This window comes from Pseudooceanicola sp., assembly GCF_041987405.1.
GTDB lineage: Bacteria > Pseudomonadota > Alphaproteobacteria > Rhodobacterales > Rhodobacteraceae > Pseudooceanicola.
On record NZ_JBHIWR010000002.1, the window covers coordinates 372,572 to 394,444 of the forward strand.

General features: G+C 65.9%; 21 protein-coding genes. 7 read left to right on the forward strand and 14 right to left on the reverse strand.

What is annotated here, in order from left to right; genetic code table 11:
* Window positions 1–41: 41 nt before the first annotated feature.
* Genes ACFC2Y_RS06575 through ACFC2Y_RS06585 form a run of 3 tightly spaced genes read left to right on the forward strand, consistent with a single transcriptional unit; the run spans window position 42 to window position 2,310 of the window.
* Window positions 42–701, forward strand: coding sequence for a Tim44/TimA family putative adaptor protein (locus ACFC2Y_RS06575; RefSeq protein WP_375174047.1), 660 nt, complete (start codon window positions 42–44; stop codon window positions 699–701).
* Window positions 698–1,732, forward strand: coding sequence for a murein transglycosylase A (locus tag ACFC2Y_RS06580; protein ID WP_375174046.1), 1,035 nt, complete (start codon window positions 698–700; stop codon window positions 1,730–1,732). The genes ACFC2Y_RS06575 and ACFC2Y_RS06580 overlap by 4 nt, the downstream gene beginning before the upstream one ends.
* Window positions 1,729–2,310 (forward strand): Smr/MutS family protein, encoded by a 582-nt coding sequence (locus ACFC2Y_RS06585; protein ID WP_375174045.1) that lies wholly within the window; start codon window positions 1,729–1,731, stop codon window positions 2,308–2,310. The genes ACFC2Y_RS06580 and ACFC2Y_RS06585 overlap by 4 nt, the downstream gene beginning before the upstream one ends.
* Here the strand turns inward: ACFC2Y_RS06585 and ACFC2Y_RS06590 are convergent.
* The 4 genes from ACFC2Y_RS06590 to hslV form a co-directional block, all read right to left on the reverse strand.
* Entirely contained in the window at window positions 2,307–3,407 is a 1,101-nt protein-coding gene (locus tag ACFC2Y_RS06590; RefSeq protein ID WP_375174044.1) for an alpha/beta hydrolase, read from the reverse strand. The genes ACFC2Y_RS06585 and ACFC2Y_RS06590 overlap by 4 nt on opposite strands.
* A gap of 62 nt (window positions 3,408–3,469) precedes the next feature.
* Window positions 3,470–4,777 carry an ATP-dependent protease ATPase subunit HslU gene (gene hslU, locus ACFC2Y_RS06595; protein ID WP_375174043.1) on the reverse strand — a complete coding sequence of 436 codons (1,308 nt, stop codon included), beginning with the start codon at window positions 4,775–4,777 and terminating at the stop codon, window positions 3,470–3,472.
* Window positions 4,774–5,304 carry a GNAT family N-acetyltransferase gene (locus ACFC2Y_RS06600; RefSeq protein WP_375174042.1) on the reverse strand — a complete coding sequence of 177 codons (531 nt, stop codon included), beginning with the start codon at window positions 5,302–5,304 and terminating at the stop codon, window positions 4,774–4,776. Before ACFC2Y_RS06600 ends, hslU begins: the two co-directional genes overlap by 4 nt.
* Before the next feature lies 1 nt (window position 5,305).
* Complete coding sequence (gene hslV, locus ACFC2Y_RS06605; protein ID WP_375174041.1) at window positions 5,306–5,875, reverse strand: ATP-dependent protease subunit HslV; 570 nt, start codon at window positions 5,873–5,875, stop codon at window positions 5,306–5,308.
* Between the two features lie 95 nt (window positions 5,876–5,970).
* On the opposite strand from hslV, the gene ACFC2Y_RS06610 reads away from it, so the two are divergent.
* Entirely contained in the window at window positions 5,971–6,876 is a 906-nt protein-coding gene (locus ACFC2Y_RS06610; RefSeq protein WP_375174040.1) for a hypothetical protein, read from the forward strand.
* 56 nt (window positions 6,877–6,932) lie between these two features.
* Here ACFC2Y_RS06610 and trxA read toward each other — a convergent pair whose 3' ends face one another.
* From trxA to regB, 8 genes are all read right to left on the reverse strand, one after another.
* Window positions 6,933–7,253, reverse strand: a complete 321-nt coding sequence (trxA, locus tag ACFC2Y_RS06615) for a thioredoxin (RefSeq protein WP_375174039.1) — start codon at window positions 7,251–7,253, stop codon at window positions 6,933–6,935.
* Window positions 7,254–7,314: 61 nt separating this feature from the next.
* Complete coding sequence (gene addA, locus ACFC2Y_RS06620) at window positions 7,315–10,686, reverse strand: double-strand break repair helicase AddA (RefSeq protein ID WP_375174038.1); 3,372 nt, start codon at window positions 10,684–10,686, stop codon at window positions 7,315–7,317.
* On the reverse strand, window positions 10,683–13,625 hold the full coding sequence (addB, locus tag ACFC2Y_RS06625) for a double-strand break repair protein AddB (protein ID WP_375174037.1): 2,943 nt from the start codon (window positions 13,623–13,625) through the stop codon (window positions 10,683–10,685). The genes addA and addB overlap by 4 nt, the downstream gene beginning before the upstream one ends.
* The gene (locus ACFC2Y_RS06630) at window positions 13,618–14,292 is read right to left on the reverse strand and encodes a nucleotidyltransferase family protein (protein WP_375174036.1); all 675 of its coding nucleotides are present in this window, start codon (window positions 14,290–14,292) and stop codon (window positions 13,618–13,620) included. The genes addB and ACFC2Y_RS06630 overlap by 8 nt, the downstream gene beginning before the upstream one ends.
* On the reverse strand, window positions 14,289–15,287 hold the full coding sequence (locus tag ACFC2Y_RS06635; RefSeq protein ID WP_375174035.1) for an aminoglycoside phosphotransferase family protein: 999 nt from the start codon (window positions 15,285–15,287) through the stop codon (window positions 14,289–14,291). The genes ACFC2Y_RS06630 and ACFC2Y_RS06635 overlap by 4 nt, the downstream gene beginning before the upstream one ends.
* Window positions 15,280–15,762 carry a tRNA (adenosine(37)-N6)-threonylcarbamoyltransferase complex ATPase subunit type 1 TsaE gene (gene tsaE / locus ACFC2Y_RS06640; RefSeq protein WP_375174034.1) on the reverse strand — a complete coding sequence of 161 codons (483 nt, stop codon included), beginning with the start codon at window positions 15,760–15,762 and terminating at the stop codon, window positions 15,280–15,282. Before tsaE ends, ACFC2Y_RS06635 begins: the two co-directional genes overlap by 8 nt.
* A 47-nt stretch (window positions 15,763–15,809) precedes the next feature.
* On the reverse strand, window positions 15,810–17,336 hold the full coding sequence (locus ACFC2Y_RS06645) for a PAS-domain containing protein (RefSeq protein WP_375174033.1): 1,527 nt from the start codon (window positions 17,334–17,336) through the stop codon (window positions 15,810–15,812).
* 86 nt (window positions 17,337–17,422) lie between these two features.
* On the reverse strand, window positions 17,423–18,820 hold the full coding sequence (gene regB, locus ACFC2Y_RS06650) for a sensor histidine kinase RegB (protein WP_375174032.1): 1,398 nt from the start codon (window positions 18,818–18,820) through the stop codon (window positions 17,423–17,425).
* A 131-nt stretch (window positions 18,821–18,951) separates the two neighbouring features.
* On the opposite strand from regB, the gene ACFC2Y_RS06655 reads away from it, so the two are divergent.
* The 3 genes from ACFC2Y_RS06655 to ACFC2Y_RS06665 all read left to right on the forward strand — a co-directional run bounded on the left by ACFC2Y_RS06655 (window position 18,952) and on the right by ACFC2Y_RS06665 (window position 20,739).
* Complete coding sequence (locus ACFC2Y_RS06655; protein WP_375174031.1) at window positions 18,952–19,581, forward strand: SCO family protein; 630 nt, start codon at window positions 18,952–18,954, stop codon at window positions 19,579–19,581.
* An 85-nt stretch (window positions 19,582–19,666) separates the two neighbouring features.
* Complete coding sequence (locus tag ACFC2Y_RS06660; protein WP_375174030.1) at window positions 19,667–20,215, forward strand: ActR/PrrA/RegA family redox response regulator transcription factor; 549 nt, start codon at window positions 19,667–19,669, stop codon at window positions 20,213–20,215.
* Window positions 20,216–20,334: 119 nt separating this feature from the next.
* The gene (locus tag ACFC2Y_RS06665) at window positions 20,335–20,739 is read left to right on the forward strand and encodes a hypothetical protein (protein WP_375186121.1); all 405 of its coding nucleotides are present in this window, start codon (window positions 20,335–20,337) and stop codon (window positions 20,737–20,739) included.
* Window positions 20,740–20,744: 5 nt separating this feature from the next.
* Here the strand turns inward: ACFC2Y_RS06665 and ACFC2Y_RS06670 are convergent, their stop codons facing one another.
* A complete protein-coding gene (locus tag ACFC2Y_RS06670; protein ID WP_375174028.1) occupies window positions 20,745–21,227 on the reverse strand; it encodes a GNAT family N-acetyltransferase in 483 nt (160 codons plus the stop codon).
* Complete coding sequence (locus ACFC2Y_RS06675; RefSeq protein ID WP_375174027.1) at window positions 21,224–21,820, reverse strand: hypothetical protein; 597 nt, start codon at window positions 21,818–21,820, stop codon at window positions 21,224–21,226. The genes ACFC2Y_RS06670 and ACFC2Y_RS06675 overlap by 4 nt, the downstream gene beginning before the upstream one ends.
* Window positions 21,821–21,873: the final 53 nt, after the last annotated feature.

Here is a 21,873-nt window from a genome sequence, read left to right on the forward strand (position 1 = left end):
CCGTTTCCATGCCCGGGCCATAGTCAGCCCATGGGGAATAGATGAATTCGCCTATCTTACAGCTTCTTGTCCTGGCCGGGATTGCCGTTTTCCTGATCCTGCGGCTGCGCAGCGTCCTCGGCACCCGTGAAGGGTTCGAGAAACCGCCGGTGCCGAAACCCGGCCCCGAAGCCGCGCGCCGCAACAATTTCGAGATCATTGAGGGCGGCCCGGACCCCGACATTGTCGATCACGTTCCCGCCGACAGCCCTGCCGCTGAGGCCCTGGCCAAGATGAAGGCCATCGAGCCCGGATTTTCTGTCGGGGAGTTCCTGTCCGGCGCCCGCGGCGCCTACGAGATGATCCTGATGGGGTTCGAGCGTGGCGACCTGGCCGAGATCAAGCCCTTCCTCTCCGATGACGTCTACGAAAGCTTTGCCTTTGTCGTGAACGACCGCACCGAAAAGGGTCTGACGGTCGAGTCCGAATTCGTCGGCGTCAAGGAACTGCAGCTGGTCGATGCGACCTTCGACGATGCGACAAGCGAAGGCGAACTGACCGTGCGCTTCGTCGGTCAGCTCAGCTTTGCCGTACGCGACCGTGCGGGCGAGGTGATCGAAGGCGATCCGAAGGCCATCAAGACGCAGCGCGATGTCTGGACCTTTGCCCGCGAGATGGGAAGCAACGATCCCAACTGGCAACTGGTCGCCACGGGCGAATGAGACTGGTGCGGCTGGCTGCCCTGCTGGCCGCGCTGACCCTGCCGGGCGCGGGGCTGGCGTCGGAGACCAAGCTCAAACTGCTGAACTTCGCCGATCTACAGGGCTGGGCAGAGGACGATCACCAGGCCGCGCTCGATGCCTTCCTGACCACCTGCCCCGATCTTTCTGCCCCCGATTGGCAGGCCATCTGCGCCATCGCGGCAGATCAGAAGAACGCCCGCACCTTCTTTGAGCTCTTCTTTTCCCCGGTCCTGATCGAGGATGGCGAAGCGGCCCTCTTCACCGGTTATTTCGAACCGGAGCTCAGGGGTGCCCTCACCCCCGACGACCGCTTCCGCTACCCGCTCTACCGTATGCCGGAAGAGGCGAAACATCAGCCCTGGCTGTCCCGCGCGGACATCGAAACCAGCGGCGCGCTGGCCGGGCGCGGGCTGGAAATCGCCTGGGTCGATGACCCGGTGGAGCTGTTCTTTCTGCAGATCCAGGGATCCGGCCGCATCCGCCTGCCAGACGGTCAGGTCCTGCGTGTCGGCTACGGTGGCAAGAACGGCCATGACTATCGCTCCGTCGGGCAGGAACTGGTCCGTCGCGGGGTCTATGCCGCCCATCAGGTCTCGGCCCAGGTCATCAAGAACTGGGTGCGGCGCAATCCGATCGCCGGGACGCAGCTGCTGCATCACAACCCCTCCTACGTCTTCTTCCGCATCGTGACCTCTGTCAGCCCGGAGGATGGGCCGGTGGGGGCGATGAACCGCTCGGTCACCGCGGGGCGCAGCATCGCCGTTGATCCGAAATACACCCCCCTCGGTGCGCCGGTCTGGATCGAAAAGGGCGGTGCCGACCCGATCCACCGCCTGATGGTGGCGCAGGACACCGGATCGGCGATCAAGGGCGCGCAGCGGGCCGACATCTTCATGGGGACAGGCGATACGGCCGGTCGTGCCGCCGGCCGCCTGCGCGATCCCGGCCGGATGGTGGTGCTGCTGCCGATCCAGCGCGCCTATGCCATGCTGCCCGAGGACACGCTGTGAGCCGCCGCCTGCGCCCCGAGGAGGCCGAACTGTGGAAGCGGGTCGCCGAAACGACCGAACGGATGCACCGCCCGCCCCCGCGGGAGGAGGGGAAGCCGACCCCGAAGCGCCCCGAACCCAAGGCAGACCCTACGGCGCTGCCCAGTTTCCGACTGGGGGAAACGGCCAGGGACCGTGCGTCGGGCCATGATCTGATGTCGTCGGTCAGCGACGGGTTGCGAAACGCCCCGATGCGGATGGATCGCAAGACGCATGGCAAGATGAAGCGCGGCAAGCTGCGCCCCGAAGCGCGGATCGACCTGCACGGCATGACCATGGATCGCGCCCATCCCGCCCTGACCGGCTTCATCATGCGCGCGGCATCCGACGGCAAGCGGCTGGTCCTGGTGATCACCGGCAAGGGCAAGGACCGGGACGGCGGCGGGCCGATCCCAGTCCGGCGCGGCGTCCTGCGCCACAATGTGCCGCATTGGCTGAGCGTCCCGCCGCTGTCGCAACTGGTGCTTCAGGTGACATCGGCCCATGTCAGCCACGGCGGGGCAGGGGCCTATTACGTCTACCTCAGACGTCTGCGCTAAAGATTGAACAGACCCGGCGACAGGATCACCTGCGTCGCATTGCGCACCGTGAGCGCAACCCCCGGCAGACCGCCCCTGAGCTGCCCGTTCTGCGAGGCAAAGGACTCACCCAGCACCGCACCGCGCGACAGGATGCTGATCAGCGCGGGAGAGGACCCCGCCGTGAAATGCGAATCCATCGCCCGGTCGGCAAACGCCGTGACGTCAAACACCGTCACGTCCAGATCGGCGACCTCCTTCGCCTCCTTCAGCTGGCCCAGCCGTTCGGACCGCCCGTTGATCCGGGAAGACAGCTGCAGCGCACGATCGCGCTGTGACACGAAGATTGCAAAGGGTTGCGGCAGCGACTTGATCCGGCGCGACTGCGCCTCGAACAGCTCCACGTCGATGTCCGGCGAAACCAGAACCACGCCGTTCAGAATACTGTCGGGCCGTCCCGGCGCGCGGATGTCCATCTGGCGCAACGTCTCCATCACCAGCATGGAGCCAAGCGAATGCCCGACCAGCACCACGTTCTTCGCACCGACCCTGGCGACATCTTCCAGCATGTTCTCCAGCGCGTCGCGGGCGAAAAGCAGGCTGTCGCGGTCATGCGAATAACCGAGCGGATGCGCGATGCTGGGCCAGGAAAAATGCAGCGACAGCCCCTTCAGTTCGAAATCGTGAAACAGCTGCGCGGCCCGGAAGATCCCGTCGCTGTAGGAATTGTTGTAGCCATGCACGAAAATCGTGATGTCCCGATCCGCCGGGGGCAGCTGGGCCAGCTTCTTCGACAGGTCCTTGCGGAACCCCCTGCGCCCCTCCAGCGGCCGGTTGTCGGTCAGCACGAAGTGCTTTCCGGGAACCGGATTGCGGGCAGACACGGGGATGGACCCCATCTGACGCTCCGCCGGGATGGAGACGCCGACATCCAGATAGCTGTTGCTGTAACTGCGCTGGCCGCCGAAATACCCCGACGGCTCCCGCGCGCGGTTGGTCACCACAACAACGCGCTGCTGCGCCCCGAATTGCGCCGCCTCCGGCTGCAGCGGAGCAAAGGTCGGGTCCGAACAGGCCGCAACGCCGAAGGTGAGGAGGAAAACCAGAATGAACCGCATGCCAACGCTCCGAAAGGACCTGCCCTTTCGATACCCTGACCCTGCGGTCTATTCCATGTCCGTCAGAGGACGTAGCGGCTCAAATCTGCCGAAGCGGCCAGTTTTCCGACATTGGCGTTCACAAACTCCGCATCGACCGAAATTTCCTCGCCTGCTTTGTCCGGGGCCTGAAAGCTCAACTCCTCGAAGACCCGCTCCATGATCGTGTAAAGCCGCCGTGCGCCGATGTTTTCCACCGATTGGTTCACCTCCGCCGCGATACGGGCCAGGGCTGCGATCCCGTCTTCGGTGAAGGTGACGGTGACGCCTTCAGTCTCCATCAGGGCCGAATACTGCCGGGTCAACGCATTGTCCGTTTCGGTCAGGATTGCGACGAAATCCTCCTCGGTCAGGGATTGCAGCTCCACCCGAATGGGCAGCCGCCCCTGTAGCTCCGGCAAAAGGTCCGAGGGTTTCGCCACATGGAAGGCTCCCGAGGCGATAAAGAGGATGTGGTCGGTCTTCACCGCACCGTATTTGGTCGAAACCGTCGTCCCCTCGATCAGCGGCAGCAGGTCGCGCTGCACGCCTTCGCGGCTGACATCCGCGCCGCGTGCATCGGACCGGGCACAGACCTTGTCGATCTCGTCCAGAAAGACGATGCCGTTTTCCTCCACCGCCGTCAGCGCGGCGCGGTTCACCGTCTCGTCATCCAGCAGCTTGTCGGCCTCCTCGCCGATCAGCACTTCGTAGCTTTCCGACACCTTCATCTTGCGCCGCACCGTCCGCCCGCCAAAGGCCTTGCCGAACAGATCGCCCAGGTTCATCATCCCCATCTGGTTGCCCGGTTGGCCAGGAATATCCATCATTCCCATGGGGTTGGAATTGTCGGCCACGTCCAGTTCGATCTCAGTATCGTCCAGCTCGCCACTGCGCAGCTTCTTGCGGAACATCTCCCGCGTGCCGTCGCGCGCGTCGGATCCCGCAATCGCCTCGATCACCCGGTCCTCTGCCATCTGATGGGCGGAGGCCTTCACGTCCTCGCGCATCTGATCCCGCACCATGGCCACCGCGCTGTCCATCAGATCGCGCACGATCTGCTCCACGTCCCGGCCGACATAGCCGACCTCGGTGAACTTGGTGGCTTCGACCTTGATGAAGGGCGCGCGGGCCAGTTTCGCCAGGCGGCGGCTGATCTCGGTCTTGCCGACGCCGGTGGGGCCGATCATCAGGATATTCTTCGGAAAGACCTCGTCGCGCAGGTCATCGGCCAGCTGCCGCCGCCGCCAGCGCGACCGCAGGGCCACGGCCACGGCGCGCTTGGCGTCCTTCTGGCCGATGATGAAGCGGTCAAGCTCCGAAACGATTTCACGGGGGGTCAGGTCGGTCATTGAATCGTCTCCGCGTGCCGCATGATCAGGCTGTCGCCGGTGCGGCCTTCGAGGTCAGGAACGGGGCGGAACCCCGCTTTCGAATAGGCCCGGACAGCCCGGGTATTCGCCGGGTCCGGGTCGATGATGATATGGTCAAAGCCGCGCGCCCGCAGGTCGGCGACAAATCGGTTCAGAACCGCGGTGCCAAGACCGAGCGACAGATCCGCGGCGTCGGCAATCGACAGATCGACACCGATCGCGTGGTCGGGCAGGGCGGTCAGCCAGGGCGCTTCGGTCAGCCAGGGTTCGTAGCGCGCATCGGCGATCCGCCACATCTGGATGTAGCCACCCGGAACGCCGTCCAGCAGAAAGAAGTAGGGCTCGGTGCTGTCGCGCCCCTCGACCATATCCCGCACATAGGACAGCTCCTCGTCCGGATCGCCCCACCATTCACGCCAGTGCGGGCGTTTCATCCAGCCGTGCAGCAGGGGAAGGTCGTCCTCCACCACCCTGCGGAACGAGATCTGGCCTGGGACGCCGTACATGTCAGCCACTGATCTCTTCCACGGTCAGATTGCCGTTGGTGTAGACGCAGATGTCCGCCGCAATGCCCATGGCCGTCCGCGCGATCTCCTCTGCATCCTTGTCTGTGTCGATCAGAGCGCGGGCGGCGGCCAGCGCATAGTTCCCGCCCGATCCGATGGCCGCGATGCCGTATTCCGGCTCCAGCACGTCACCGGCGCCGGTGATCACATACAGCTCCTTGCCGTCCGTGACGATCAGCAGCGCCTCCAGCTTCTGCAGATACTTGTCGGTGCGCCAGTCCTTGGCCAGTTCGACACTCGCCCGCTGCAGCTGCCCGGGCGTCGCCTCCAGCTTGGCTTCCAGCCGCTCCAGCAGGGCAAAGGCATCGGCGGTCGAGCCGGCAAAGCCGCAGACCACATCGAAACCGCCTGGCGACAGCCGCCGCACCTTGCGCGCGGTGCCCTTCATCACGGTCTGGCCCATGCTGACCTGCCCGTCGCCCGCGACCACCACCTTGCCGCCCTTGCGGACGCCGATGATCGTAGTACCGTGCCAGCCCGGGAAATCGCCGCGATCGTTGCTCTGTGCCATAGAATGCTCCTTGCGTTGCAGGTCTATATGCGACCGGCACGGCGCGGGGACAACCCCGCCTTGTCGACCGCCGCGCCGCTGGCTAGCTTTTGCGGATGAGACAGCAGGCAGTATTTTTCCTCGACGACAAGCTGCGTTCGAGCGCGCGGAACGGTCGGCACAATTTCATCTGCCATCTCGTCGGCGTCCTGCGCGACAATGGCTATGCGGTCGATTTCCGGCCCGAGGCGGAGATGCACCACAGCCGGCCCCCGCGCGCCATGACCCATATGGCCCCGCCGCCACCCGGCGGCCTGACCTTCCGCCGCGTCTATCATTACCCGTTCTGGGCCATCGAAACGACCTCCGAACGGTGGGAGTGGACGGTGGCGCAGAAGGCATTTTCGGCTGAAACAGTGTCGAACGACCAGGCCAACCGCCTGTATCACCGCTGGCAGACACGCCTCTTCCCCGAGACCAGCCAAAGCACGACGCGCGAGGGGTTCGCCTATGTCCCGTTGCAGGGCCGCCTCTTGAAACACCGCTCGTTCCAGAGCTGTGCGCCGATCGACATGCTGCGCCACACCCTCGATGCCGAGCGGGAGCGGCAGGTCATCGCCACCCTGCACCCCGGCGAGGTCTACACCCCGGAGGAACAGGCGGCGCTCACCACCCTGCAGGCGAAGCATCCGCGCCTGACCCTCCGCACCGGCGGGATGGAGGCGCTGTTGCAACGCTGCGATTACGTGGTCACGATGAATTCCGCCGCCGCCTTCAACGGCTATTTCTTCGGCAAGCCCTGCATCCTCTTCGCCCGGATCGACTTCCACCACATCGCGCTCAAGGCCAGCCCAGAGGATCTGACTGCCTTTGACCGCATCCGGGATCATCACCCGGACTATGCGCGCTACATCATTTGGTTCTGGCAGGAAAACTGCATCAACGCGGGCTGCCCGGACGTGCGCGAAACGATCCGCGCCGCGCTGATCCGTGGCGGCTGGCCGATGCAACCTATGGTCTGAGCAACGAAAAAGGGCACCCGTCGGGGTGCCCTTGGCGCTTCACCTGAAATCGCGGGTCAGATCGACTCTTCGATCCACGCCTTGAGCGAGGCTTTCGGCGCCGCGCCGGCACGGTTCGACACGACCTCGCCATCCTTGAAGATGAACAGCGCAGGAATACCGCGCACACCCATCTGCATCGGAGCATTGGGGTTCGAATCGACGTCGACTTTGGCGATTTTTACTTTGTCGCCAAACTCTTCGGACAGTTCCTCCAGCGCCGGGCCGATCTGCTTACACGGGCCGCACCATTCCGCCCAGAAGTCCACGACAACGGGGACGGAGGAATTTTTCACTTCGGCATCAAAGGTATCGTCGGTGACGGCTACGGTGGTCATGCGGATCTCCTGGATCATGGCTGCGCTTGGGCCGCAAAGGTAGGCCCGGTGCCCGGGAAGTTCAAGAAGCCATGGTATTCTGCAACGCCGCCATCACAAGATCATGAGGCAGCACCAAAAGTTGCGCCGTCCGCGTCCACAAAAGCGCGGTCTCCACCCGGCGATCCGGATAGATCTGCGTCAGCGCCGCCGCATAGGCGCCCATCTGGCGCAACAGGCCCTCGGGAATATCCCCGACCCGCTCTGGCACCACGGCGTTTGTCTTGAAATCCACCGCCAGCACGCGATCCGCCTCGACGATCAGGCGGTCGATGGTCCCGTGGATCCGATCCCCTAGCTCCGGCAGATCCGCGGTGACGGAAACCTCCTCCAGCGCCCTATCGGAAAAAAGCGGCGCAAGATGCGGCGCGGTGAGGATGCGCTGCGCCTCCGCCGTCAGCAGTTCCAGCTCCGCGCCCTCCGCCCGGTCCGGGCCGGAGCCGAGAAGCACCGTCGCCCGCGCCGCTACATCCGCCGCCGCAATCCCGGGCAGATGTTCCAGCAACCGGTGGACCAGCCGCCCGCGCCGCTTCGCCGCCTCCTCGTCCAGCCCGGCCTCACCCGGCAGCGCCTTGGCCCCGCCCAGGTCCGACGGGCTGCGCGTGCGGCGCGGTCCTTCGGCTTGGGGGGCAGGGTGCCGGGCCCACTCCGGCAGATCCGCAGTGACCTCCCGCTCCTCGTCCGCCGCCTCGATCTCCACCCCGGCCCAGTCGCCAGTTTCCAGCCGCAACCCCTCGCCGCCCGGCATATCGGCAGGCACCGCGCCCAACTGTGCCATCGCATCGCGGATCCGGTCGTACCAGGTTTCCCCCGAGGACCCGAGGTTCCCCGCTGCCGCCGTGATCAGCCATTTTTCCGCCCGCGTCATCGCGACATAGAGCAGGCGATCGGATTCCTCCGCCTGTTTGCGCAATGCTGCCTCGCGCAATTCGGCCAGGCGGGCAGGGGCTTCGTCCTTGTTGACCTTCCACCAGGCGCGGCCGTCCCCCTTCAGGACCTCGCCGCGCAGCTCCTCGCGCCGGTCCTGGGTCTCCGGCAGAAACACCACCGGCGCCTCCAACCCCTTGGACCCATGCACCGTCATCACCCGGATGCGCGACCCGGCGCTTTCCATCTGGCGCTTCACCTCCGGATCGTCGCCCTGCATCCAGACGAGGAAGCCGGTCAGGCTGGGCACCTCGTTGCGCTCATATTGCAACGCCTGATCCAGCAGCGCGTCGATCCCGTCCTGCGCCTCCACCCCAAGCCGCGCCATCAGCCGCCGTCGCCCGTCATGCCGTGTCAGGATCCGCTCAAGCAACTCGTAAGGCCGCAGATAATCCGCATGGTTCCGCAGATCGCGCAGCATGGCCCGGGTCGCCGCGTGATCCTCGCGATGATCCAGCGCGGGCCAGAGCCGGTCACTCTTCCGCTTGTGGGCGAGATCGAAAAGCATCCGCTCATCCCAGCCGAAGAGCGGCGATTTCAGCGCGGCGGCCAGGCTCAGGTCGTCATCCGGCGTGGCAAGGAAGGACAGCAGCGCGGTCAGATCCTTCACCGCCAGCTCCGCCCCGATGCGCAGCCGGTCCGCCCCCGCGATCTCCAGCTCCTCCGCCTTGCAGGCGCGGATGATCTCGTGAAACAGTCGCTTGCGCCGCCGCACGAGGATCAGAATGTCGCCCTCCCGCACCGGCCGCGCCTTGCCATCGCCCAGGGGCAGGGGGGTCCTGGCGTCGATCATCCGGCGGATTTCTCCGGCCACCCGACGCGCCAGAACCACATCGTGATCCGTCTCGGCGGGCAGGTCCACGGGATCGTCCCATTCGCCGGTCTCCTTGTTCTCGACCTTCTCCACATGCGGCCAGAGATCGACACGCCCCGGAAGCGCTTCGTGAAAGGCAATGTGTCTCTCTTCCGGCGAAAACCCGGCCTCGATGCGCCCGTCAAAGACCTGATCGACCAGCGACAGGATCGCGGGGGAGGAGCGGAAGGAATGCGCCAGCGCCATCCGTTGCAGCGGCGTGCCAAGCGCCTCCAGCCGTTCGGCAAAATCATCGCGCATCCGGTCGAACCCCGAAGGATCCGCACCCTGGAAGGAATAGATCGACTGTTTCTTGTCCCCGACGACAAAGATCGTCCGCGTCTTGCCGTCCTGCGCCCCCTCGCCGCTGGTGAATTCCCGCGCCAGGGCCTGGATCACCTGCCATTGTTCGGGCGAGGTATCCTGCGCCTCGTCCACCAGAATATGGTCGATCCCGCCGTCCAGCCGGTACAGCACCCAGGACGACACATCCCGATCCGTCAGCAGATCGCGCGCCCGCAGGATCAGATCGTCGAAATCCATCGCCCCGCGCAACATCTTGGCCAGGCTGTAGGCGGGCAGAAAAACGGCGGCGAAGTCATACAGCACCATCGTCCGGTTCAGCGCGGCCAGGGCCATACGACGGTCCCGCGCGGCTTCCACCCGCAGCATCAGCGGGTTGAGCTGATCCATGATCGGACCAAATCGGCCCGGGTCGGTTTTCTGCAACCCCTTGGTCGGAACAGAGTCTATCTTGGCAGAAAAGGGCGATTTCGCACTGCCGCCGGTCAGCAGACACCCCTCCAGCAGCGCCAGCGTCTGCATGTCCGGCCCGGTCACATCCGCCAGCTTGGCCGATAGTTTGCTGTCCGTCGATCCCCCCCCGGCTGTGGCGGTGCGCAGCTCTTTCAGCAGCTCGATCTCACCACCCAAAAAGACATCGCCCAGCAGCCGCGCCTCATCGTACCCCTCCGGCAGACCCAGCTCCGCTGCCAGCTCCTCCCGCCCGGGCCGGTGGGCCAGCACGTCGGCATGGCCCGCGACCGTCGCCGTCAGCTCTTCCATCGTCTGGCCGGAATATTGCATCGCGATGCGCGACAGCACCGCCGCCTCCGGCCCCTCGGCCAGCCGTTCAATCACATCGGCGCGCAACAGCGCGGCGTCGCGGTCCTCCATCTCGGTGAACTGCGGGCTGACCCCGGCCTCCAGCGGGAAGCGGCGCAGCAGGGCGGCGCAGAAGGAGTGGATCGTCTGGATCTTGAGCCCGCCCGGCGTCTCGATCGCCCGGGCAAAAAGCGTGCGCGCATGGCGCAGCCGGGCCGCATCCACCGCCCCCTCAATGCCAAGCGTATCCAGCTCCGCCCGCAGATCCGCATCGGGCAGCATCGCCCAGGCCCCCAGCCGCTTGAACAGCCGGTTCTGCATCTCCGTCGCGGCGGCCTTGGTATAGGTCAGGCACAGGATGTGCTGCGGCGAGATCCCCTCCAGCAGCAGACGCGCCACCCGGTCCGTCAACACCCGCGTCTTGCCGGACCCGGCATTGGCCGCCAGCCAGGTTGACCGGTCCGGTCGCGCGGCATCCACCTGCCGCTGGGTTGCGTCGTCGCGGCTCATTCCACGTCCTCCGCCCGGGCCACCTGCGAGACGTCCCATTCCCCCAACCGGGCGAGGTGATCGTAATCCCCCTCGCTATCGGTGCGGAACATCGCGCGGCGCGAGGTAAACGGCTGCGTCGGGGTCAAATACCGCTGTATCAAGGTCGAAAACCGGGCCCAGACCTCATCCGCCGAGAGCTCCGCCAGGGGCGCTTCCACCTCCTTGGTGTTCGATCCCAGCCCGATGAAGGCCGCCCGCACGACATGGCGCGGCGTGATCCCTTCGAAGGCGTCACGCTCCGCCATCGCCGCCTCCAGCAGCAGTTGCAGATCAAAGCTCTTCTGCTGCTCGGCCGAAGACATCGCCCCAGTCTTGTAGTCATAGATCAGCGCATTTCCATTGGCATCCAGGTCGATCCGGTCGGCCCGCGCCGTCAGCACGAACCCCGGCTCCCGCATCTCTGCCCGGCCGAGGACCTCGGTCCGCGCGGGGCGTCCAATCGCCAAACGGCCCTTTTCGCCCGTCACCACATCCTCCGCCGCCCGCGCCATCCGAGCAAGCCACAGCAGCCGCGCCTCGGCCCAGGGCACCTCGACCTCCAGAACCTCCGCCGTCAGGGCAACCAGCCGGGCGGGGGTCAGCGCGACGCGATCCGCCACGGCTTCCTTGACGAAGCGCTCCATCACCTCATGCGCCACGATCCCCCGCATCAGCGCATCCGGCGCCTTCATCAGCGGGTCCAGCGGACGCAGGCGCAGCACCTGCCGGGCGTAGATCGCATAGGGATCGCGGATCAGCGTCTTGATCTGCGTGACCGACAATTCGCGCGGGCGGGCAGCAACCGGCGGGCGCGGCGCGGGGCGCGGGGCCGGGGCGACCGGGTCCACCCGTTCCAGCGCGCTGACCAGCCGCAGCCAGTGCCGCCCACGGGCCCGCGCGCCCTCCAGCGCCGCCTGACCCTCCGCGCCCAGCCCGTTCAGCAGGTTGGTGATCCGGTTGAGCCAGCGCGACGCCACCGTTTCGGCTTCCGACCCGCGCAGCGCCCGGGTCAGCCAGACCTCCGGCGCGGCGATGGCCTGTTGAAAATCATGCGCCGACAGCCCCACCTTCCGCTCCGGCAGCAGCAGACCGACCTCGGCCCGCATCTGCCGGTTCAGCCAGGGGTCCGGCGCGGCCCCTTCCGGCCAGGACCCTTCGTTCAGCCCGCCCAGAATGACCAGATCGGCCCCCTGCACCCGCGCCTCCAGCGTGCCCCAGATCAGGATATTCGGATGCGGCGTGGTGCTGTCGCGCTCCTCCGCGCCGCTCAGAACGGCGGTTAGCAGGTTGGTGAAGTCATCCGCGCCGATGTCCCCCGCCAAATCCGCCGCGTCGCTGATCTCCTGGCACTTGGCGCGCACGTCCTCCCCGGCATTCCCGGACCATAACTCGCCGGAGCCCGAGGCCATCGCACCCGCCGCCAGCGCCTCCGCCCGAGCGATCATGTCACCCATCCGCAGCGCCAGAGGGCGTGGCCCCTCATCGCTTTCGGCGATGGAGAGCCGCGCAGCCCAATCGGCCCAGGCTAGAACCTGCGGATCGCCCTCCCGCTCGGCATACTTCTCGGCAAAGGTGACAAAGGCCGCGCGATCGGGAAAGGGCGGCCCGTAACGGCGGAACGACAACTCCAGCGCGCGGCAGTAGCGCAGATGCTCCGCCCGCCCCTCGCCACTGTGGCACAGCGGGTGTTTGAGCAGCGCCAGAACCCCCGCCGCACCGGTTTTCCGCTGGAACAGGGTCGAAACCTGGCGCAGGAACCGCCCCGGCGGGGTCAGATGCAGCGCTTCGCCCGCACTGTCATCGGGCAGGATCTCCCACCGGCTCAGCGCCGCCTTGACCTGCCGCGACAGCAATCGGTCCGGGGTGATCAAAGCCGCGCGCTTCCCCGCCTCCGCCGCCTGTCGCAGACGCAGGGCGATGACCTGCGCCTCCTCCCGGGCGGAGGCAGCCTCGACCAGCGTCACATCGGCAAAGGCCCGGCCCAGATCGCGCAGCGCGGGGCCCTCGGCCAGCCACTGGTCGGTCACCGGCGCCGGCCGCAACGCCAGCGACACCAGCCGGTTGCGCGCATCGTTCTGCTCCGACCCGGTCCAGCGCCCGACATCGCGGGGCAAGAGGCCCAGGGCATGGGTCAGCTTGCGGAACCGAAACTGCGGATGATCCTCGCCGGTCAGCGGATCGTCCAGCTGGCTGTGCCAGACCGTATCGGGCAGGTCGAAATCATAGCCGGGCAGCACGACGGCCCCCTGCGGCAACCGCGCCACCGCCTGCATCAGCACATTCGTCGCCCCGCGCGATCCGGTAGAACCGGCCAGAATGACGGGACCGGCAGGCGGGCTCTGCTGCCAGGTTTCGGCCAGATATTCCGCCACCATCCGCAGCCGGGCGGCGGCATCCGGCGCCTCGCCATCCTCCTCCACCGCCTCGACGATGGTCAGGAATTTCAGCGCCCGAGCCCAGTGATCGGAATGCTGCGACACGTCGATGTTGCGGATGTCGTCAAAGCTCACGCCCTCGCCGCGCATCTCCTCGAACACCCGCGCCAGACTGTCCGCCAGATCATACAGCGCGGCGCGCGGGGCCAGGTCCGGCTCCTGCTCCAACAGGGCGGAGACCAGCTGTACCAGTCCCAGCCGCCGCCGCAGGGGTGAAACGGGCGCAGGGATCGTGCCCAGGGCGAAGCTTTCGCCAATATCCGTCACCAGCAGGATACGGGGCAAAAGCCGCGCGGGCCCCGCGTCGAACAGCGACCGGATGCGGCGCGCCATGCGCCGCGTGTTGACGATCAGCGTGATGCGGCCCAGGGCCTCGGGCGGCAGATGGGTGGTCCGGTCGATCAGCCCCTCGACCAGAAGTCGGGGAAAATCCGCGCCGGGGGGCAGGCCAAAGACCCGGGGCTTGTCGCGCGGCTCAAACATCGTGGGCCAACATGTCTTCGGCCAGGGCGATCCCCTCGGGCCGACCCACATCGCACCACGCGCCGGGGTAGGGCAAAACATGCAGCGTGCCCCGCTCCAGCATCTCGTTCCACAGCAGGTTGAGGGAAAACGCCTGCTCCTTGATCGCCGACAGGCCGTCTGTCCGGATGATCTGCGCCCCGGAATAGATCAGCCCCGGCCCGCGCGTCACCGGCGGCCCCGAGGTGAAGTCACCCGCGCCGGAATGGCCCCGCGCCTGATCCGGCGGAATACACAGAAGCAGCGCCTCCATATCCTCGCGCCAGGCCTCGGCCAGCAGCGCCAGCGGGTTCGGCCCCTTCCACACCGCATCGGAATTCATCGTGAAAACCGGACCGGACCCCAGCAGGGGCAGGGCGTTCTTCAGCCCGCCCCCGGTTTCCAGGATCTCCGGTTCTTCCCGCACGGTCTGGACCGGGCTACCCGCCAGATGCGCCTCCAATTGATCGGCACGGTAATGCAGGTTGGCGATCACCGGCCCTGCGACCACCGGGGTAATCAGATCCAGCGCATGGTCGATCAGCGGACGTCCCGCCACCTCGACCAGCGGTTTCGGCCGGTCGGCGGTCAGCGCCCCCATCCGCGTGCCGAACCCGGCGGCAAACAGCATCAGCGCGCGCGGTGTCATCGGCGCAACCGCTCCAGCACCTCTGGCGTCGGCTCGGGCAGGTCCGCCATGACGCGCGCGGCCACACCAGCCAGCGCCGGATGGGCCAGGTTGCGCATCAGATGGCCCCAGACCCGCGGGATCAGATCGACATAATGCGCCTTGCCATCGCGCCGCGACAGCCGGGCAAAGACGCCCATGATACGCAGGTTCCGCTGCGCGCCGACGACGTGATAGCGGGCCTCGACGGCCTCGGGCGACAGCCCGCGCGCCTCTGCATAGCGGGCGATCATCCGCGCTTCGACCGCAGCACTGACATCGCGCCGCGCATCCATCAGCAAGGAGACGAGATCATATCCCGGGTCCCCCAGCATCGCATCCTGAAAATCGAGCAGACCGACCCGGGCGGTGCCGTCGCGGTCCGGCAGCCACAACAGGTTCTCCGCATGATAGTCACGCAGGATGGTGACGGAGCAGTCGGTATAGGTCGCCAGAACAGGCTCTATTTCAGCCAAAAACGCGGATTTGGCGGTGTCGTCCCGCCCCAGGCTTCCCGCCAGATACCAGTCATAGGCCAGCGCGGCGAGCGGTGCCATGGTGGCCGGATCATAGGGCACCAGCCCGGCCATCGGCGTCGCCGCATGCAGTTGCAGCAGCACGTCTACCGCCGCCTCGTACATCGCCGCTTCCAGCCCCGCCTCACGCTCCACGACCCGGGCAAAAAGGGCATCGCCCAGATCTTCGATCAGCAGGAACCCCCGCGCCCGATCCTCCGCAAGGATCCGGGGTGCGGACAGACCCAGATCGGTCAGCCATCGGGCGACGGCGACAAAGGGGCGAACGTCCTCCCCCAGCTCGGGGGCGGCATCCATCAGCACGGCGGTTTCCCCGTTCAGGTGCAGCCGCAGATACTTGCGGTTCGACGCATCCCCGGCCAGCGGGCGCAGGTCGGCGGCGGCCCAGTCCGTCGTCGCGATGAAGCGCCGCGCAAGCTCGGCCCGGTCATGATCACGCATCGCACTCTCCCGGGCAATCCTTGGGCAGCACGCGGTCCCACGCCGCAGGGCCAATGGCGTCGATCCGGCGCACCGCTTCGCCCTCTGCCGCGAACCGCAGGGTCAGCGCGCCGGGCGGGGCCAAAGGGCCCAGACGGTCGGGCCATTCCACAAGACAGATCGCGGTGTCAAAGGCCTCCTCCAGCCCCAGTTCGATCACCTCGTCCGGTGAGGTCAGCCGGTAGAGATCGGCGTGCCAGATCTCGCCGTCGCGCCCGTCATAGGTCTGAACCAGCGTGAAGGTGGGCGAGGGCACATCCTCCGGCGTCAGCAGCAGGGACTGGATCAGCGCGCGGGCGAAATGCGTCTTGCCCGCCCCGACCGGCCCCTCCAACAGAAGCGTGGATCCGGGTGTCAGCCCCGCCCCGATACGTCGCGCCAGCTCACCAGTGCTGTCGGGCGAGGTGGAACGATAGCTGCGGCGGGTCTCTGTCATGGGCCGACATTACCGCGCCGGTTCCCGCCCGCAAGATCAACCGCCCGTCACGCGGTCCGAAATTTCATCTCGTGGACCTTTGCCCTGGGCCGGAAGGTGGCCAATGTCGCCCCCCCGTTCAAGGGACGGAACCGGCAATCCAGACTTGTGCCGTCGCGCATTTCGACCGTGGCATCCCAATCCGCCCGTTCCTCGAACCCCACGGCAAAGTCCCGGAAGTCGCCCCAGACCGGGCTGGCCTCGCAATGCGACTGCCACAGGCGGGACACATCGCTGACCGTCTGATCCAGTCTCCCGTCCTCCTCGGCCATGTCCCAGAGGTCGCGGTAGGCGGCGTTCGTATAACTCAGCACCCCCTGCGGCGAGAAGACCGCGATCGCCTCGTCCAGTGAATCGATCACCGCGTGCGACATGTCCAGCTGTTCACGGAACCGGCGGGTGAGGGTGACCTCGGCGCTGATATCTTCGACCAGGAAGGCAACGGCGCCGTTGGGATGCGGCCGTCCGGTGATCCGGTATGTCTCGCCCGAAGACAGGGTCCAGGTTTCCTCATAGCGCCCGTCCTCTGCCGCGGCGATCAGATCGAATATCCTCTCGCGCCAGTTCGCATAGCTGCGCGGTTCCGGCATCATATGGGCGTCGCGCAGCTTGTCGAAGAAGGACAGGTAACCCGGCCGACCAGACAGATATTCCGCGTTCAGCCCGGTCAGATCGACCAGCGCGGGATTGAACAGGGCCAGCTGACGGTTGCGGTCAAAGATCGCCAGCCCGGTCGACAGCTGGGCAAAGGTCTTGGTCAGCGTCTGGACAAAGGTCTGCTGCGCGACCTCGGCCTGGACGACGGCGGTCACATCCACCGCATATTGCATCCGCATCCCGTTTTCCCGGCTTTCCGAGACATCGATCCAACGGTCCGGCTGACCCGCATCGAATTGCAGCCGGTACCGCCGCTGTTCGCGGTCCGGACGGCTGCGCATGGGGTCGAGCCCCTCCAGCAGGCAGGTCTCGCCGCCGTCGTCGCGCCCCAGATCCTTTGCCAGATCCCGATAGGCGTGGTTGGACCACAGCACCTGCCCCTCATCATCCGTGACCCAGACCGGGTTCGGCGAAGAGCGGGTCACCCACCCCGCAAGCCATGAGGCATGTTTGCGAAAGCGCAGGACGTGATCGGCAATATCGGCGGGTCCATCGGGGCGGGTCAGGGCGAACCGCAACGCATCCTGGGTCCGCGATATCTGAAGGACGACCGTATCGTCGGGGTCGCGCGCCATGAACCGCGCCTCGAAATCCTCGTCCTTGATCAGGCGGGCGGGCAGGTTTCGGAACCGGAAGGAGAAAAACCGGCGCAGGCTGTCCGGGCTGCCCTCCCAGCCGTTGTGGGTCAGGATCTGCAGAAAACCCGGGTCGGATTCGACCACCCGGCCGCCCAGGAACCGGATTGCGACCCCGTCGCCGCGTGCCCGCCCCGCAGAGGACCCGGCCCTTGTCCATATCGCCAGCCCGACCAGGGCAACCCCTGCAGTGGCAAGACAGACCGCAACAACAATCCCGATCTCTGCAAGACCAATCGACACGCAACTTCCCCAAAAGTACTTTCGTGACTCAACTTATGATAGGTAAACATTCCGTTAATGCCATCATTTTTTGACGCCAAGTCGCATCAGGGGGCGATCAGCCGGTTTTTCCCAGTGGGAACAGGCATATCACCATCGCGCGCGTCGATCTTGCTGCGGGGCCAGACCACTTCGACGACCGCGCCCGTGCGTTCGGACCTCGCGCCGACCATGCCGAAATGGTCCGCCCCGTTGGCAAAGCTCAGCTCCGCCCCGGTCCTCTCCAGCAGGGTCTTGGCGATGAACAGGCCCAGGCCCATGCCTTCGTAGCCGGGCCTCTGACTGCTGTCCGGTGCGCTGCGCCGACGGCGGACAAAGGGGTCGCCGATCCGGCCCATCACCTGCGGGGCATAGCCGCGCCCGTCATCCATGATCCGCAGGGAAATCTTATCCTCCGACCAGCGTCCTTCGACCCAGACGTTGGCGGAGGCGAAATCCACCGCGTTCTGCACCAGGTTGCGCACCCCGTGGATCAGTTCAGGCATCCGCAGGATCGGTGGCGGCATGTCCGACCCGTCAGTGTCCGGCCCGAAATCGAAATGGATCACCTTGCCGCGGTCTCGGTGCGGCTCGGCCGCCTCCTCGATCACGGTGGTGAAGGGGGCCTGACGCAGATGCAGGTCATCCTTGCCCGCCCGCCCCATGGACCTAAGGATGTCACGACACCGGTCCGCCTGTTCCCGGATCAGCCGCGCGTCTTCGGCCAGATCCGGCCGGTCCTCCAGTTCATCCGCAAGTTCGGAGGAGGTGAGTTTGATCGTGGCCAGCGGCGTGCCCAGCTCATGCGCCGCGGCGGCGACAACTCCGCCCAGATCGGTCAGTTTCTGTTCCCGCGCCAGGGCCATCTGCGTCGCCTGCAGCGCATCCGACATCGAGTGCAGTTCCGTCGCGATCCAGCGCGAATAGATGCCCAGGAACACAATGGCAATGACAATGGCAAGCCATTGACCAAAAACGAAAAGATCGGCGATTTTCAGATGGAACCCCTGCGCCGTCTTCAGCGGCAGATAGAACTCCGTCAACAGCGTGGCCATCACGATCGCGACCGTACCGATGAACAGCGTCGACCGTCCGGTCAGCGCCATGGCCGACACCGTCACCGGCCCCACGACAAGGATCGAGAACGGATTGTGCAACCCCCCCGTCAGATAGAGTAGCGCGCAGAGTTGCAGCAGGTCAAAGAGCACCATCAACAGGTTCTCGACCTCCGACAGGCGCTTGTTCTCCGGGAAGATGAAGCTCGCCACGAGGTTGCCGATGACCGAGGTGCCGACGACGAGGAAACACAGCCCGTATTCCAGCGACAGCCCGTAGATCTCGCGCGCGACCAACAGCGCGGCCAGCTGCCCGCCGATCGCCCCCCATCTGAGCAGGATGAGGGTGCGCAGGCGGATCCAGTTGCCGCGCTCCTGCCCCTTCAGCACATCGAATTCATTGCTTGCCATGCCGGATGCGCCCATCTGTCCCGATTGATTGTCTGCCGCTCATTGATAGATAAGCACCCAAAGCTCCGCAATCGCCGCGCCAGGATCGCCCGGGCGACCGCCGGGCGATGTCTTTGATGGAAAGGTGTCTGATGACCCGCATCTACGCAATTGCCGCCGCCGCCACGATCGCCATTCTGTCCGTCGTGATCTGGCTGGTCTCCATGGGCACCGGGGGTGCCGATAAATTCGCCGCCTGCCGCAGTTCGCAAATCGCCGGTGGCGCGGGTCAGATCGGCGGGGCCTTCACCCTGGTGGACGAGACCGGGCAGACCGTGACCGACACCCAGGTGATCGACCAGCCCTCGCTGGTCTATTTCGGCTACACCTACTGCCCCGACATCTGCCCCTACGACGCCGCCCGCAACGCCCAGGCCGTCACCCTGCTGGAAGACGACGGCTATATGGTCAAGCCGATCTTCATCACCGTCGATCCGGAACGGGACACGCCCCAGCAACTGGACGATTTCACCAGCTACATCCACCCCCGGATGGTTGGTCTGACCGGCTCGATGGAGCAGGTCCAGGCCGCCAGCAAAGCCTACCGCACCTATTTCAAGAAGCAGCCGACCGAAGAGGGCGAGGAAGACTACTACCTCGTCGATCACTCGACCTTCACCTATCTGGTCTTCCCCGAAGAGGGCTTTGTGGAATTCTTCCGCCGCGACACCACACCGGAACAGATGGCAGAAGCCACCGCCTGTTTCATGGACGCCAGATAGAAGATCAGGAATATTTGACGCTGTCGGAGGGGCGGGCTACAACCCGTGAACTGCGCAAAATGCGTCCCAGTGGGAGACCCATGGCATGACGGAAGAGCTCGACCTCGGCGAAGACCGGTCCCTGCTGTTGCTGGATGACGACGAACCGTTCCTGAAGCGGCTCGCCAAGGCGATGGAGAAGCGCGGCTTCGAGGTGGAAACCGCTGAAACCGTCGCCGCAGGCAAAGCCATTGCCACGGCCCGGCCCCCCGCCTATGCGGTCTGCGACCTGCGGCTGGAGGACGGCAACGGCCTCGACGTGGTCGAGGTGCTGCGCGAGAAACGGCCCGACAGCCGCATCGTCGTGCTGACCGGCTATGGCGCCATTGCCACCGCCGTCGCCGCGGTCAAGATCGGCGCGACCGATTACCTCGCCAAACCCGCCGACGCCACCGACATCACCAACGCCCTTCTGGCCCGGGGCGACGAACTGCCCCCGCCCCCCGAAAACCCGATGAGCGCGGATCGCGTCCGTTGGGAACATATCCAGCGGGTCTATGAACTCTGCGACCGCAACGTCAGCGAAACGGCCCGCCGCCTGAACATGCACCGTCGTACCTTGCAGCGCATCCTGGCGAAACGCAGCCCGCGCTGATTACCGCCGTCACGCCCTGATCTCGTCCAGTTGAATGGACTTGGCGGCCCCCCGGTGATTGGAAGACCCGGGCGGGTGACGTCCCGTGCAAATAGGGCCGCGCAATCAGGGAGTCTCCGGTGATCAGGCTGATCGTATCGTCTTTTGAAAAACTCATGGCAGGCGCACTCTGGCTTTTGTTCCTCGGGGCCGGTGGTGCGGGATACCTGTGGAATGGGGCTGTGGGCGCCCTGGTCGCGCTGGCGGCCTGTTTCGTCTTTGCCGTCCTCTTCATCGCGCCGGTGCTGATCGTCTCCGACATGCGCAGAACGCTTGTCTCCATCGAAAAGAGGCTCGCCGGGCGCCCCGGGGCCGCCGCTCCCTCCTCGCCCGTGCTCAAGGCCGTCCCGCGCCCCGCCGTGCGTCAGGTCAGCCTCAGCCGGGAGCCCGAGATACCTGATGCTTCTCTTCAATCAGAGACGAAACCGGCGGAACCGATGACCGATCGACCGGCAACAAAAACCGTACTGAGAGCACAGAAATAACCGGCTCACCGAAGCTCGTACCGCTTCAGCACCTTGTCCACGACCTCGCCATTAGCCATCCGGTAGCCCTCAATCCGCCCGTAATCCTCGAACCCGCGGGACTGGTAATAGGCCAGCCCGCCGGTGTTGTCGGCGCGGATGTTGGCGCGGATCCAGTCGTAGCCTTCCGCGATGCACGCCGCGCGCGTTGCCTCGAACAGCGCGGAGCCGATGCCCAGCCCCGTCCGCCCGATGCGCGCAAAGGTGGCGATCTCCGCCACCAGCCCTGGCTCGCCTTCCAGCGGAGTCACCCACTGAAAGCCCAGCAACTCGCCCGCGTCATCCTCCGCCACGATCCAGATCGACTGCGGGGTCCGGAACCGATCCAGAAAATAGGCCCGGTCGACAGGCTCCGTGATCGCGGTCGTTCCGCCCTCCGCAATAATCTCGTTCAGCAGGTCTGCCATCGGGGCGGCGTCCAGCGCCCCGGCGCGTCGCACATGACTCATGCCATGGCCCCCAGCAGCGCGTCATGCCGCGCGGTGAAGTCGTTGCGCACCTCCACCGGCGGGCGCAGGTGGATATCCAGCCCCTCGGTCAGTGCAGGATCGGGACGGCCAAAGAACTTGTCCGCCTCGCCGATGGAAAACCCGGCGATCTGCACTGCCTCCATCCAGGCGCTGATCCGGTCGGCCTTCTTGATCTTCTTCTTCAGCGCCGCGGGCGTCACCGCGGGCAGGCCAAACCGGATATGGATCGCCGCCGTCAGCCGGTCGTCCAGCGCGCCGTAGCCCGGCCCCACCGCCGCCTTCACCGGCGAAATCATGTCGCCGATCACGTATTCCGGCGCGTCGTGCAGCAACGCGGTCAGCCGGGCCGCAGCACCCGCTTTAGGCTCTAACCTGGCGAAAAGCGCCTCGACCAGCAGGGAATGCTCGGCCACCGAATAGGCGAAATCCCCATGCGTCTGCCCGTTCCACCGCGCCACGAAGGCCAGGCCATGGGCAATATCCTCAATCTCGATATCCACCGGCGTCGGGTCCAGCAGGTCCAGCCTGCGACCCGAAAGCATCCGTTGCCAAGCGCGCGCCTGTTTCACCATCACACTCTCCGTTTTGCGCAGGCATAAACATGATGCTCCCGGAAGTCACCGCC